12 protein-coding genes are annotated in these 13,422 nt (G+C 71.0%); 4 read left to right on the top strand and 8 right to left on the bottom strand.

Going from position 1 to position 13,422, the window contains the following annotated elements; genetic code table 11:
- The first annotated feature begins 12 nt into the window (after window positions 1-12).
- Window positions 13-624, top strand: coding sequence for a dTDP-4-dehydrorhamnose 3,5-epimerase family protein (locus ACZ5Y0_RS31580; protein ID WP_469132091.1), 612 nt, complete (start codon window positions 13-15; stop codon window positions 622-624).
- An 87-nt stretch (window positions 625-711) separates the two neighbouring features.
- Here the strand turns inward: ACZ5Y0_RS31580 and ACZ5Y0_RS31575 are convergent, their stop codons facing one another.
- Complete coding sequence (locus tag ACZ5Y0_RS31575) at window positions 712-1,725, bottom strand: Gfo/Idh/MocA family protein (RefSeq protein WP_469132090.1); 1,014 nt, start codon at window positions 1,723-1,725, stop codon at window positions 712-714.
- Between the two features lie 195 nt (window positions 1,726-1,920).
- On the opposite strand from ACZ5Y0_RS31575, the gene rfbA reads away from it, so the two are divergent.
- The gene (gene rfbA, locus ACZ5Y0_RS31570; protein WP_469132089.1) at window positions 1,921-2,790 is read left to right on the top strand and encodes a glucose-1-phosphate thymidylyltransferase RfbA; all 870 of its coding nucleotides are present in this window, start codon (window positions 1,921-1,923) and stop codon (window positions 2,788-2,790) included.
- A gap of 57 nt (window positions 2,791-2,847) precedes the next feature.
- A complete protein-coding gene (locus ACZ5Y0_RS31565; protein WP_469132088.1) occupies window positions 2,848-3,924 on the top strand; it encodes a glycosyltransferase in 1,077 nt (358 codons plus the stop codon).
- A 485-nt stretch (window positions 3,925-4,409) separates the two neighbouring features.
- On the opposite strand, the gene ACZ5Y0_RS31560 is transcribed toward ACZ5Y0_RS31565, so the two are convergent.
- Window positions 4,410-5,585 (bottom strand): glycosyltransferase, encoded by a 1,176-nt coding sequence (locus tag ACZ5Y0_RS31560; RefSeq protein ID WP_469132087.1) that lies wholly within the window; start codon window positions 5,583-5,585, stop codon window positions 4,410-4,412.
- A gap of 242 nt (window positions 5,586-5,827) precedes the next feature.
- Between ACZ5Y0_RS31560 and ACZ5Y0_RS31555 the strand changes: the two genes are divergently transcribed.
- On the top strand, window positions 5,828-6,091 hold the full coding sequence (locus tag ACZ5Y0_RS31555; protein WP_469132086.1) for a hypothetical protein: 264 nt from the start codon (window positions 5,828-5,830) through the stop codon (window positions 6,089-6,091).
- A gap of 118 nt (window positions 6,092-6,209) precedes the next feature.
- On the opposite strand, the gene ACZ5Y0_RS31550 is transcribed toward ACZ5Y0_RS31555, so the two are convergent.
- From ACZ5Y0_RS31550 to ACZ5Y0_RS31525, 6 genes are all read right to left on the bottom strand, one after another.
- Window positions 6,210-8,144, bottom strand: a complete 1,935-nt coding sequence (locus tag ACZ5Y0_RS31550; RefSeq protein ID WP_469132085.1) for a multicopper oxidase family protein — start codon at window positions 8,142-8,144, stop codon at window positions 6,210-6,212.
- 92 nt (window positions 8,145-8,236) lie between these two features.
- On the bottom strand, window positions 8,237-10,015 hold the full coding sequence (locus tag ACZ5Y0_RS31545; RefSeq protein ID WP_469132084.1) for an ABC transporter ATP-binding protein: 1,779 nt from the start codon (window positions 10,013-10,015) through the stop codon (window positions 8,237-8,239).
- Window positions 10,016-10,079: 64 nt separating this feature from the next.
- Window positions 10,080-10,217 carry a hypothetical protein gene (locus ACZ5Y0_RS31540; protein ID WP_469132083.1) on the bottom strand — a complete coding sequence of 46 codons (138 nt, stop codon included), beginning with the start codon at window positions 10,215-10,217 and terminating at the stop codon, window positions 10,080-10,082.
- Between the two features lie 164 nt (window positions 10,218-10,381).
- Window positions 10,382-11,275, bottom strand: a complete 894-nt coding sequence (locus ACZ5Y0_RS31535; RefSeq protein ID WP_469132082.1) for an ABC transporter permease — start codon at window positions 11,273-11,275, stop codon at window positions 10,382-10,384.
- Entirely contained in the window at window positions 11,262-12,077 is an 816-nt protein-coding gene (locus ACZ5Y0_RS31530) for an ABC transporter ATP-binding protein (RefSeq protein WP_469132081.1), read from the bottom strand. Before ACZ5Y0_RS31530 ends, ACZ5Y0_RS31535 begins: the two co-directional genes overlap by 14 nt.
- A 36-nt stretch (window positions 12,078-12,113) precedes the next feature.
- Window positions 12,114-13,220, bottom strand: a complete 1,107-nt coding sequence (locus ACZ5Y0_RS31525) for an aliphatic sulfonate ABC transporter substrate-binding protein (RefSeq protein WP_469132080.1) — start codon at window positions 13,218-13,220, stop codon at window positions 12,114-12,116.
- Window positions 13,221-13,422: the final 202 nt, after the last annotated feature.

Here is a 13,422-nt window from a genome sequence, read left to right as displayed (position 1 = left end):
GAGGAGCCTTCGGTGCTGATAACGGAAATGACGGTCCCCGGCGCCTACCGCGTCGAACCCGAGCCGCTGAGCGACCGCCGGGGCCACTTCTTCGAGTCCGTGCGGGCCAGTGCCCTGCTGGCGGAGAGCGGCTGGGAGTTCACGGTCCGCCAGGTCAACTACTCGGTGTCCCGGCGCAACACCCTGCGCGGCATCCACGGCACCACGGTCCCGCCCGGCCAGGCCAAGTTCGTCACGTGCGTGCGGGGCAGCGCCCTCGACATCGCCGTCGACCTCCGGGTCGGCTCGCCGACGTTCGGCCATTACGACGTCACTCTCCAGAGCCCGGAGACGGGGACGGCCGTGTACCTGCCGGACGGGGTCGGGCACGCCTTCCTCGCCCTCACGGACGACACCTGCATGAGTTACCTCTGCTCGCAGGAGTACGTGCCGGGGACGATGATCGACATCGACGCGCTCGACCCGGCCCTCGCCCTGCCGTGGGACCTGAAGGAACCGCCGATCCGCTCGGACAAGGACGCCGCGGCGCCCACCCTCGCCGAGGCGGCGGCGGCCGGCCTGCTGCCCACCTACGAACAGTGCCCGCCGCGCCCGCTCACCGCGGCACGGGGCGGCGGACGGTAGTGCGCGAAGAACGGCGGTCGGCGTCCCCGGACGCCGACCGCCGTTCTTCGTTCCCCAGGGCGCCCGGCGGCCCTCACCGGCCGCCGCTCACCGGGTCTTCCCACCGAGGGCGTGCGCGCGGACGCCGGCCATCAGCCTCGCCTGCCGCACCAGGTCGCGGTGGTGCTCCGCCCGCGCCGCCGGGTCGCGCACGGCGTCGTGGAACGTGGTGAACACGCCGAGGAACTGGTCCGAGGCCGGGGCGAGGATCTGCGTCTCGCGGTCCTTCTGCTGCAACCGCAGCACCGGGCGGGCGCTGACCGAGGGCGTGAACGCCCACTCCAGGACCAGTCGCCCCTCGCTCCCCCACAGCTCGTAGGTCGACCGGTAGCCGTGGGACAGGCCGAACGAGCAGTTCGCGGTGACGCCGTCGTCGTCGCCCAGCAGCGCCGCCCCGGAGACGTCCACGCCCAGTTCCGGATCGGACTTCAGGCCGGCCCCCAGAACCCGCGCGGACGGCCCGAGGTACTCCTGGGCCGCGCGCACCGGGTAGCAGCCGACCTCCCACAGTGCCCCGCCGCCCAGGTCCGCCTGGTACTTGATCCCGCGCGGATCGGTCGGCGGAATGCCGAAGGCGCCGTTGTAGGAGCGCAGTTGCCCGATCGCCCCGTCGGCCACCAGAGCCCGCGCCTGTTCGTGCTGGGGGTGCCGGAGGAACGCGAAGTTCTCCATGACGACCAGCCCGCGCTCCTCGGCGAGCGCGACGAGGTCCCGGGCGGTGTCCTCGGCGGGCACCGCGGGCTTCTCGAGCAGGACGTGCTTTCCCGCCTCCAGCGCCCGCCGCGCCCACTTGGCGTGCTCGCTGTTGGGCAGGGGGATGTAGACCGCGTCGATGCCGGGCAGTTCCAGGAGCCGCTCGTAGCCCTCGACAGCCGCGCAACCGGCGGCGCCCGCCACGGTCTCGGCCTTCTCGCGGGAGCGGCTCGCGACCGCCACGAGCCGGAACGACGACCGGCGGATCGCGGGGAGGGCTCGGCGCACGGCGATGTCGGCGCATCCGATGATGCCGATACCGGCCCTCTGCTCGGATTCGAGAACGGGCGTCAGATCTTCGATTTCCACAGGTCCACCTAAACGACGACAGTAAATGCGCATGCCTGAACCGGTATGCCGTCAGCCTGAGTAAGCGGACCCACGCCTGTCAACAAAGAGGCTATTCGAGGCGGAGGGCGCCGAGGAGCCTTTCGGCCGGGTGGCCGACGCCGATAAAGTGCGGGCACTGCCTAATTGGCACGAAGTTACTGAGGAGGCGCCACGGTGAAGGGCATCATCCTGGCCGGCGGCAATGGCACGAGGCTCCATCCGATCACTCTCGGGGTCTCCAAGCAAATGCTCCCGGTCTACGACAAGCCGATGATTTACTACCCGCTTTCTGCTCTGATGCTGGCGGGGATCACCGAAATCGAGATCATCACCACGCCCGAGGACTCGGAGATGTTCCGGCGGCTGCTGGGTGACGGCTCCTGGCTGGGCATCACCCTGACCTACGCGGAGCAGGACAAGCCCAGGGGGCTCGCCGACGCGTTCCTGGTCTCCGCGGACCACATCGGGGACGACTCCGTCGCGCTGGTGCTGGGCGACAACATCTTCCACGGTTACGAGTTCGGGCCCATGCTCCAGCGGGCCGCGCGGGACATCAAGGGCTGCGTCCTGTTCGGCTACCCGGTGCGCGACCCCGAGCGCTACGGCGTCGGCACCCTCGACGAGCAGGGCAGACTCATCGCCCTGGAGGAGAAGCCCACCAATCCGCAGACCAACATGGCGATCACCGGGCTGTACCTCTACGACAACCAGGTCGTGGACATCGCCCGGCAGCTGCGGCCCTCCGAACGCGGCGAGCTGGAGATCACCGACCTCAACCGCGTCTACCTGGAGCGCGGCGAGGCCCAGCTGATTCCGCTCGGCCGCGGTTTCGTCTGGCTGGACACCGGAACCCACGACGCGCTCATGGAGGCCGGGGACTACGTCCAGGTGCTGGAACACCGCCAGGGCGTGCGCATCGCCTGTCTGGAGGAGATCGCCTGGCGCATGGGCTACATCGATCGGGAGTCCTGCTACCGGCTCGGCAGCCGCCTCGCCAACTCCTCCTACGGCCGGTACGTCATGGAGATGGCCCAGGCCGGCTGAGTCCCGCACCGCGTCCCGCAGACCCCTGCAATCCCCAACGGAAGAAGTGCGACAGCCATGAAAATACTGTTCACCGTCGGTGGCAGCCAGGCGGCCGTCTTCGGCGTCGCCCCCCTCGCCGCCGCCGCCCGCAACGCCGGCCACGAGATCCTGCTGGCAGCCGACGAACCGCTGATGGCGGCCGCACAGTCCGTCGGGCTTCCCGCGGTCTGCATCACCCCCGAGCGGATGCGCTACGGCCAGGACGCCATGACGGCCACCGTCCGCATCGACGCGCTGCTGGACCTGACGCGGCAGTGGACCCCCGACCTGGTCGTCGGCGGCCTGTCCCACGTCCCCCGGGTGCTCGCGGCCCGGCTCAAGGTGCCCTATGTCCGCCACATCTGGCACATCGCCCCGATGGCGCGCCGGGACCGTACGGCGGTGGCGGAACTCGAGCCGCAGCTGGAGCGCCTCGGCCTGGGCGAGCTGCCGGCACCCGACCTCTTCATCGACCTGTGCCCGCCGTCGCTGCGCCCGTCCGGCGCTCCCGCCGCGCGGGCGATGCGCTGGGTCCCCCGGGTGAGCCAGCGCCGGGTCGAACCGTGGATGTACACCCGCCCCGAGGGCCGCCGCCGGGCACTGATCACCGCGGGCACCCGCAACCTGCTGCTGGACACCCCCGGCGACTCGCTGCGCCGGCTGGTGGACGAGCTGACCGGGGCGGGAGTCGAGGTGCTGATCGCGGCGCTTCCCGAGGCCGCCGAGCGGTACGGCGCGCAACTGGGCGACGTACGCATCGGCTGGATCCCGCTGGACGTGGTCGCCCCCACCTGCGACCTCGCGGTCCACCACGGCGGTGCCACCACGGCCATGACGCTGATCCACGCGGGAGTGCCCCAGCTGATCGTTCCCGACAACGGCTACGGCAAGGCCGTCGCGGAGGCCGTCAGCGGCTTCGGCGCCGCCGTGCTGGTGGACCGGCACCGGCCGGGGGCGGGACAGGATCCGGACGAGGTGATCGTCGCGGGCTGCCGCGAGATCCTCGACGACCCCCGCTACGCGGAGCGGACCCGCGCCCTGGCCGCGGAGGCCGCCGCACTGCCGACCCCGGACGAGGTGCTGCGCGAGATCGAGACCCTCGCCGCCCGCTGACCCGGGGCGGGCTCGCCGGCCGGCCCCAGGCGGGCCCGCCGGCCGGCCTCGGGGAAGCCTGTCGGCCGCCTTCTGCTTGCCTCGGGCAGGCCCGTCCGCCGGCTCCAGGCCCGCCTGCTGACCCCAGGCAGACTTGTCCGCTGGTCTCAGGCAGGTCTGTCGGCCGGCGCTGGCCAGGCGGGCCCGTCCGTCGGCCCCAGCCGCTCGCCCGCCCCAGGGCCGCCTGCTGAGCCTCGGGCAGCCCCGCCCGCCGGCCCCACGCAGGCTCGCCCGCCGCCCCCAGGGCCGCCCGCCGGCCCGCCCGCCGGCACCAGCCCCGCCCGCTCACCGCCGGTCCGGCCGCCCCGCCCGCTGACCGGGCCGCGGCCCGGCCGTCTCTCTCCCGCACACACCCGCACACACCGACGCCAGTCGCCCTGAGACCGACGGAGAGGTCCTCCGCGGTCCCAGGGCGACTGGCGTTGCCGGGGCCGACGCGCCGGCCGTCAGACCAGCGCCTCCAGCCTGGGCACGATCTCGGCGGGCGTGGGCAGCGTCGAGATCTCCTTGGCGATGAACTGCGTGCGCTCCGTGTAGCTCGGGTTCTCCAGCAGCTCCTTGCAGGCCGCGGCGATCACTTCGCCCGGCGCCTTGTCGGGCTCCTGCGCCTGGGGCCACAGGGTCTTGCCGGCGCCGAAGTCGGTGATGGCCTTGGCGATGGCCTCCCGGTGGTAGTTCGGCGGGAACTCCGGCGGGTTCTCCGGGATGACCAGCTGCGGCACGCCGTTGGCCATGAGCGTCGTGGCGGTGGTCGCGCCGCCGTGGTGGACCGCCAGGTCACAGGTGGCGGCGGTGACGTCGATCGGGATCCAGCCGACGCGCGCGTCGCCCAGTTCGGAGCCGAACCGCTCGACCGCGCCGGGGTTCGCCGCGATCAGCGCCTCGGCACCCAGCTTGTCCAGCTCCTTGACCAGCAGCGGCATGGACCACCCCGGGTCGCGGAACATCAGGCTGCGGAAACCGGAGGTGATCACCACGCGCTTGCGCCCCTCGGGGCGGGTGTACATCCACCGCTCCAGCCGGCGCTGCGGGTTGCTGGGGATCCAACGCATCGGCTGCGCGGCCGGGTCGTGGGAGGGCCGCAGCGACGGCGGGGTCGAGTCCAGGAGCAGATCGGGCTTGAGCAGCCCGTCCACGCCCAGCCGCTCCATCTCGGGCCGCAGCTCCGCCTCGGCGCCGGGGTCGATACCGGTGAGCGGAATGCCCAGGTACTCGATGTGGCGCACGTACGGGACCTTCAGGTGGGCGGCGAGCAGCATCGCGGCGTAGCTCTGCGAGCTGCCCACGACCACGTCCGGGGTCCAGTCCTTGGCCAGCTCCAGCAGGGACTTCACCCCGGCCAGACCCATCTGCGCGAAGCCCCGGCCCTGCCCGAACATCTCCTCGTCGCCCAGCTCCCGGGGGAACCGCAGCCCCTTGCCCGGGTTGCTGATCCGCATGAAGTGCCGGATCGGGTCGACGGTGAAACAGAAGGTGGGAAGGCCGATGGCCTCCGCGGTCTCCACCCACGGCTCGTGGGCGGCCAGCATGACGTGGTGGCCCGCGTTGCGCGCGGCCGTCGCCAGCGGAGCAGCGGCATAGTAGGTGGCCTGGCTGCCCGTGGTTATGAACAGGATTTTCATGGCACTCCGGATGCTTTTCGTGGGATGCGGCCTGCGGCATTTGCGAACAGTACCGATGGTCCGCAGCGCGGCTCTTTTCTGTCAAACACCGGCAATTGGCAACCCCGTTCGATCGCGGATTTCCCGCAGTTGAACGGCGTATTCTCCGGACCTCGTTGCGCACTCTACGGCCGCTGACCATGATGAGATCGGAACGTGTGGCCAGGAAGCCTCAGAAACCGGATACCGAAAGTCGGTGGCACATGAACAACCTGATCTACGAAGCCCGGATGGCTCTCCGTGACGTCATGGAAGTGAACATCTACAGCCAGGGAAACGACAAGGTCTATCTGACCGTTTTCCCGGAGCTGGTCTGGGAGGGCACCGAGAAGACGCAGCCGGAGAACGTCGTGCGGAACGTCATCGGCCGCCTCCACGACATGGACCTGGACGTCGCCGACGGCGAGTCCGCCGTCCGGACGCTGCTGGACTCCGGGGCCGTGGAGATCATCCGTAAGGCCGCCTGACCGCGCCGCCGGTCAGCGCGCCCAGGCTTTCGCCGCGCACGGCACCGCTCGGTGCCCAGCCCCTGCTCGGTTCCCCGAGTGCCCGCGCCGACCACCGCCGCGGGCACTCGTCGCGCTGTCAGTGGTGGCCGCCCGCGTGGTGGTGGGCGGCGGGGCCGACCACGAGCGGGCGCACCATGTGCTGCTCGTGCTCCAGCATGTGGCAGTGGTGGACCCCCCTGCCGACGACCGGGAAGCGGACCGCCACGGTGACCAGCTCGCCCGGGGTGCCGTTCGGGCCGGGACGGATCTGACCCGCCGTCCCCACCCTGATGGTGTCCTTCTCCCCGCGCTCGTGGGGCTCCAGTTCCGCCGTCCCGAGGAACGCGATCGGCCCGGTCGAACCGCGGACCGTCCGGTCGAACCCGGTCACGTCGTAGTTCTCGCGGGACAGCACGTGGAAGTGGGCCAGGTGGATGTGCATGGGGTGGGGGGAGGCGGCGAGATTGAGGTACTTCCAGATCTCCACGCTGCCGTGCGTCACGGTGAACGCACGGCCGTCGTCGTAGTCCATGGCCGTCCGGCGCAGCGTCGTGACCACCCCCGCGGCGTCCTTGACCTGGACGATCCCGGCGGAGGGGAACGTGATGCCCGCCGCGTCGGCCTCCGCCACCTCCTCCATCTCCCACAGCTCGGGCACGTTCGCCGAGCCAGGACCGACCAGCACCACCCACCGCGGCGCGCTGCCGTGCGGCAGGTCGTGGTGGGCGGGCCGCTCGAAGGTGGGCGAGAGCACCGTGGGCAGCGTGAAGCGGCCGGCGGACCCGCGGTCGGCGACGCGGAACTGCATCACGTCGGGTTCCAGCAGATCGTGCCGGGCGCTGGACTCGCCTGGCGGCACGCCCTCCATCGTGTTGACCAGCTTCAGGGACCGGCCGCGGAACGCGCTGAAGTCAACCAGCACGTCGGCACGTTCGCCGGAGGAGAGGTTGAGCGCTCCGTCGACCGGCAGCGGCTTGTCGATCAGACCCTGGTCGGTGCCGATGACCTGGAAGGCGCCGGGGACGGGCCGGCCGTCGGCCAGCAGCATCAACCGGTACATCCGGGAGTTGGCCGTGTTGACGATCCGGAACCGGTACCAGCGCGGGTCCACCTCGAGGTAGGGCCAGATCACGCCGTTGACCAGGGTGTAGGGGGCCGCGTGGGCACGCATGAGCTTCGTGCCGACCATCTCCACCTTGTGGACCAGGCGTCCGGTGAGCGCGCCCGACGCGTCCAGCGCGAAGTTGCGGTCGCTGAGGACCAGCGGCACCTCGTGCCTGCCCTTGGGAAGGCCGAGCGCCCGCTCCTCCTCGTCGCGGCAGACGAACAGGCCGGCGAGACCGGCGTACACGCTGAAGCGGCTCACATGGTGGGTGTGGTCGTGGTACCAGAGCGTCGTCGCGGCCTGGTCGTTCGGGTACGCCGACAGCTGCACGTCGCCGGGACCCACCAGGTTCTCCATCCAGCCGTCGTTGCCGCCTCCGGTCAGCATGCCGTGCAGGTGGACCGCGGCCCACGGCTGAAGGCCGGCCACCCCGGGGACCTCCTGGCAGCCCTCGGTGCCGGGGTAGTTGGACAGCGGGTCGGGGGCGGGACCGCCGGGCAGGCCGAAGTCGACGGCGGTGACGGGGATGTTCCCCGTCAGGTGGTTCTCCCAGGCGACCCGGAGCCGGCGGCCGCGGACCGTCTCGATCGTCGGACCGGGGTGGCTCCCCTCGTACGTCCACATCCGTACCGGAGGCAGCTCCGAGTGCAGCCGGACGTCGGCGGTGCGCATGCGCACCGTCAGCTCGTCGTGACCGCCGCGGTCGACGGGCCGCAGCACCGGCGGCGTGCGCAACGGGTCCCTGAACTTCGTCAGCATCAGTCCGTCCGCCGACGGCTCGGCACCGCCGGCGCCCGGGTCGTCCGGCGCGGCGAAGACGGAGTACGCGGGCACGAGCGCGCCCAGGCCGGCTACGGCACCACCGCGCAGCAGGGTGCGCCGCTTGAGTACGGGCGAGTCTGGTATTTCGGCAGACGCAGTCTCCATTCGCCGGATGGTAGGCAATGAACGCTGTAGAGCCGCTCGAAGTCGCGTCCAGGCCAGAGGAGTTCGGGTCCGGCCGCCGGGGGTGTCGCGCCCTACACGGCCGCCATCTCGGTGTCCCGGCGGACGAGCGCGGCGTAGTGGCCGCCGAGGGCGAGCAGCTCGTCGTGGGTGCCGCGTTCGGCGATGCGCCCCCGCTCCAGCACGATGATCTCGTCGGCGTTGCGGACCGTCGACAGCCGGTGCGCGACCGTGATGGTGGTACGGCCCGCGCTCGCCGCGTCGATGGCCTTCTGGACGGCCCGCTCGGTCTGGGTGTCCAGTGCGCTGGTGGCCTCGTCGAGCACCAGGACCGGCGGGTCGCGCAGAATGGCGCGGGCGATCGCCAGCCGCTGCTTCTCACCGCCGGAGAACCGGTAGCCACGCTCGCCGACCACCGTGTCGTAGCCGTCGGGCAGGGACATCAGATAGTCGTGGATGTGCGCCACCCGCGCCGCCGCGACGAGTTCCTCGTCCGTCGCGTCGGGTTTGGCGAACCGCAGGTTGTCGGCGACCGAGGCGTGGAAGAGGTACGACTCCTGGGAGACGACGCCGACCGCGGTGGCGAGCGTGTCGAAGGACAGGTCGCGCACGTCGACGCCGTCGATGGTGACGGTGCCGGACGTGGCGTCGTACAGACGCGGGATGAGGTAGCTCAGCGTCGTCTTGCCCGAGCCGGTCTCCCCGACGACGGCGAGGCTGCGCCCGACGGGCACCGTCACGTCGATGCCGTCCAGCGTCGGCCGTTCGGCGCCCGCGTAACGGAAGCCGACGTTGTGCAGCCGCACCTCGCCCCGCAGGCTCGCCGGCACCACCGGCCGCTCCGGCTCGGCGACGTCGACGGGCAGGTCGAGATACTCGAAGATGCGCCCGAACAACTCCAGTGAACTCTGGATGTCCAGACCGATGGTCAGCAGCCGCTGCGCCGGCCGGAACAGGATCTGCTGGAGGGTCGCGAAGGCGACCAGCTCGCCGATGGAGACGGCCATGCGGCCGCCGCTCGCGGTCAGCCCCGCCACCCAGTAGATCACCGCGGGCATGGCCGCCATGACGACCCAGATGGTGGACTGGTACCACAGGCCCGCCGTGCTCGCGCGCACCTCGGTGTCGGTGAGCTTGCGGGACTGCGCGGCGAACGCGTCGCTGAGCGAACGCGAACGGCCCATGGTGTGACCGAGCATGATGCCGCTGACCGACAGCGACTCCTGCACGTTGGACGACAGGTCGGCGAACTGGCGCTGCCGCGACCGGGTGAGGACGCGCAGCTCGTCGCCGACACGGCGGCTCACCCAGACGAAGCCCGGCAGGACGATCAGCGACGCCAGCGTGAGCCGCCAGTCGAGCAGGGCCATGGCGGTGACCGTGGCCAGGACGGTCGTCACGTCCGACACCAGCGCCGTCGCGGTGGTCGTCACGGTCACCTGCATCCCGCCGATGTCGTTGGCGATGCGCGACTGGACCTCACCGGTACGGGTCCGGGTGAAGAAGGCCAGCGACATGCGCTGGAGATGGGAGTAGACGGCGGTGCGCAGATCGTGCATGACCAGCTGGCCGACCTTGGCGGACAGATAGGTCTGCCACACGTTGAACGAGCTGTTCGCGACCGCGACGACGACCATGCCCAGGGCCAGCAGGGACAGCAGTCCGGTCCTGCCCTGCGGCAGCGCCACGTCGATGATCTCGCGGATCAGGAAGGGGTTGACGAGGGAGACCAGCGAGGAGCCCGCGACCAGGAACGCGACGGACAGCAGGCTCCTGCGGTACGGGCGGAACAGCTTGAGTACGCGCCGCTTCTGCACGGGAACGTGGGCAGTGGCCGACCCGGTGGTGGTCACCCTGGTCTCCTTCTCTTCGGTCGAGTCCGGACGGCGGGCGCGGTACGACGGTCGCGGTCGGTTCTCACAGGTCCTCGACCAGCGCGGTCCACCGGGCGAACTCCTCCTCCGACAACGGGGGAAGGCACGGCTGTTCGGCGGGCGGGATCACGTATCCCGTCCAGGGGTGGGGCAGAGGCGATCCGTACCATCCGAATCCCATCCACATGACCCCCTCACCGAGGCTCCTGCCGATGGCCCTCAGTGCGGATGAGCGCCGTGCCCGCATGTCGGTCTCCGTTTCGCCGGCCAACCCTTCACCGCCACCTTGGGCGACGCGTCTCAAGGAGCGGCGGGTCATCGGTCGAGCCTCGCTGGAGGCGGGTCTCAGCTCCTCACCAGCAGTCCGCGGCTGCGCAGGACCCAGCGTTCCAGCGGGCTGAAGATCAGCAGGTCGATGGCGATGCCGACGACGAGGATGAGCACGATGGCCTCGAAGACCATGGCCGTGTCGCTGGCGTTACGGCCGTTCTCCAGCAACTGGCCGAGGCCGATGCCGAGGTCGGGGAAGGACGCGATGATCTCGGCGGCCATCAGTGACCGCCAGGAGAACGCCCAGCCCTGTTTGAGTCCCGCGACGTAACCGGGCAGCGCGGCGGGCAGGGTGATGTGACAGGTGCCTCTCAGCCCCGTGGCGCCCATGGTGCGGCCGGCGCGCAGGAACAGCGGGGGCACCTGGTCGACGCCGGAGACCAGGCCGTTGGCGATGGAGGGAACGGCGCCGAGCAGGACGACGGCGTACATCATCCGGTCGTTCAGGCCCAGCCAGATCACCGCGGGGGGCACCCACGCCACCGACGGCAGTGACTGGAGTCCGGACAGGACGGGGCTGATCGCCGCCCGTACGAACCGCACCCGCGCCACCACCACTCCCAGCGGGGTGCCGATGGCGAGGGCGAGCAGGAAGCCGAACAGGCCGCGTGAGACGGACGTCCAGATGTAGCCGAGCAGTTCGCCCTTCAGCCAGGCGTCCCGCAGGACGTGCCACACGGCGGCGGGGGCGGGCAGCTTGGCCGGATCATCGACGATCCCGAAGGACACGAGTGCCTGCCAGACGGCCAGCACCAGCGCGACGGCGATGACGGGCGGCATGATCCTCTCGGTGAGGATCTGCCGGAACGGGGTGCGGACCGTGTGCACCGTCTCCAGCGCGTCCAGACCCGCCTCCAGGCCGGCGAGATCGTTGCCGCCGTCCTTGACGAAGGTGTCAGCGACGGCCATGGCGGCGGATCTCCCCACGCAGTTCTTCGGTGATCTCGACGGACAGTTCCGCCACGGCGGTGTCCTCGATGCGGCGCGGCTGCGGGATCTCCACCGTCCACTGGCGGGCGACGCGTCCCGGGCGGGACGACAGCAGCACCACGCGCTCGGCGAGCCGGACGGCCTCGCGCACGTTGTGCGTGACGAACAGGACGGACAGGTGTGTCTCGCGCCAGATGCGGGTCAGCTCGTCGTGCAGCACGTCCCGGGTGATCGCGTCGAGGGCGGCGAACGGCTCGTCCATCAGCAGCAGTCGGCTCTCCTGCGCGAGCGCCCGGGCCATCGCCACGCGCTGGCGCATGCCGCCGGACAGTTCGTGCACCCGTTTGCGGTACGCGCCCTTCAGCCGGACCAGCTCCAGCAGCTCCTCGGCCCGCTCGCGGCGCTCGGACCTGGGCACGCCGCGCAGCCGCAGGGCGAGTTCGACGTTCCTGCCCGCGGTCAGCCACGGGAACAGGGCGTGCTCCTGGAACATCAGGGCGGGACGCCCGTCCGTGTCGATGGTGCCGGCGCTGGGTCTGTCCAGACCGGCCACCAGATTCAGCAGGGTGGACTTTCCGCAGCCCGAGGCCCCCAGCAGGGTGACGAACTCGCCGGGGGCGATGTCGAGGCTGATGTCGTCCAGCACGAGCTGCCCTCCGGCGGGGCCCGGGAACGACTTGGAGACATGCGCGATCCGGGCGGCGTACCCGGCCGGCGCGGTGGCCTCGGCCACCTCGGTCGCGGCGGTGGCCTCGGCGGCCTTGGCGAGGGTCGTGGTCATGGTCGTCACCTCCTGGTCGGTGGTCGTGATCCGGGCCTACCGCCGGTCGCCGAGCCCGGCGTCGTCGACGGTGGCCTCGCCCTCGGCCGCGAGGACCCTGTTGAGCAGCGTGAGGTCGTAGATGCCCCGCAGGTCGGGTTCCTCGAGCAGACCGGCCTCGACGGCGTGGTCCGCCTGCGCGGCGAGGGTGGCGGCCAGGGGGTCGTCGGTGACCTCCAGCGACTCCCAGGCCGGGTCCATGACCTCGGCGGGCAGCGCCTTGCCGGTGTCGCTCTCGATCTGCTCGTTGGCGGCGGCCTTGGCCTCCTCGGGATGGCCCTTGATCCACCGGTTGGTCTCCACGGACGCCTTCAGCACGGCCTCGACGGCCTTCGGATGGTCCTTCAGGAACCGCTGCGACACGATGATGTTCGTGGTGGCGAACCGCCCGTCCGGCCACAGCGACGCCTCTTCGAGCAGCACCCTGCCGCCCTCGGCGACCATCTTCGAGGCGGTCGGCTCCGGCACCCACGCGCCGTCGATCGCGCCGGCCCGGAAGGCGTTCGGGGTGACCTTGTTGTCGCTGCGGACGAGGGTGACGTCGCCCTTGCCGGTCATCGGGCCGATCGTCCAGCCCTGTTCGGCGGCCCAGTGGAGGAAGGCCACGTCCTGGGTGTTGCCGAGCTGCGGGGTGGCGATCCTCTTGCCCTTGACGTCCCGCAAAGACTTGATCTTGTCCGGGTCGACGACCAGTTTCACCCCGCCGGAGGCCGAACCGCCGATGATCCGCAGGTTGGTGCCGCCCGACTTCACATAGCCGTTGATCGCGGGGGAGGGGCCGATCCAGCCGATGTCGATGGAGCCCGAGTTCAGCGCCTCGATCTCGGACGGGCCGGCGTTGAACACCGCGTACTTCGCCTCGGTGGCGCCCAGCTCCTTCTGGAAGAAGCCCTTGCCGTTGCCCACCAGCGCCGTGGCGTGGGTGACGTTGCCGAAGTAGCCGATCATCACGGAGTCCAGACCGTCGGTCTTCTCCGCCTGCGGAGCGATCTTCGCCGTGCCCCTGTCCGTGGCCTGGGACCCGTAACCGCAGCCGGCGAGGACCAGCAGCGGCAGCGCGGCCAGGGCCGCGAGGGTACGGCGCGGGGCGGTGGTGGCAGACACGGGAGGGATCCTCTCGGAGGCCCGGCGGTCACGGTCGGCCGAGCGCGTCGAGCACGTCGGTCGGGCCCTGGCCGGGAGACGGTCGGCAGGTGGGTGCACGGAGCTCGGTCAGAAGTCCCATCCGTCGTCCTGGGCCGGGTGTTTGACCGGCTCGGGCGAGGCGAAGGACTCTCCGACCATTCCGGCGGTGAGGGTGGTGCCG

The sequence above is a fragment of the Streptomyces sp. NPDC033216 genome (genome assembly GCF_055577115.1).
The sequence above is the reverse complement of the archived record's forward strand: the minus strand, read 5'-3'. Positions and strand labels throughout refer to the sequence as shown.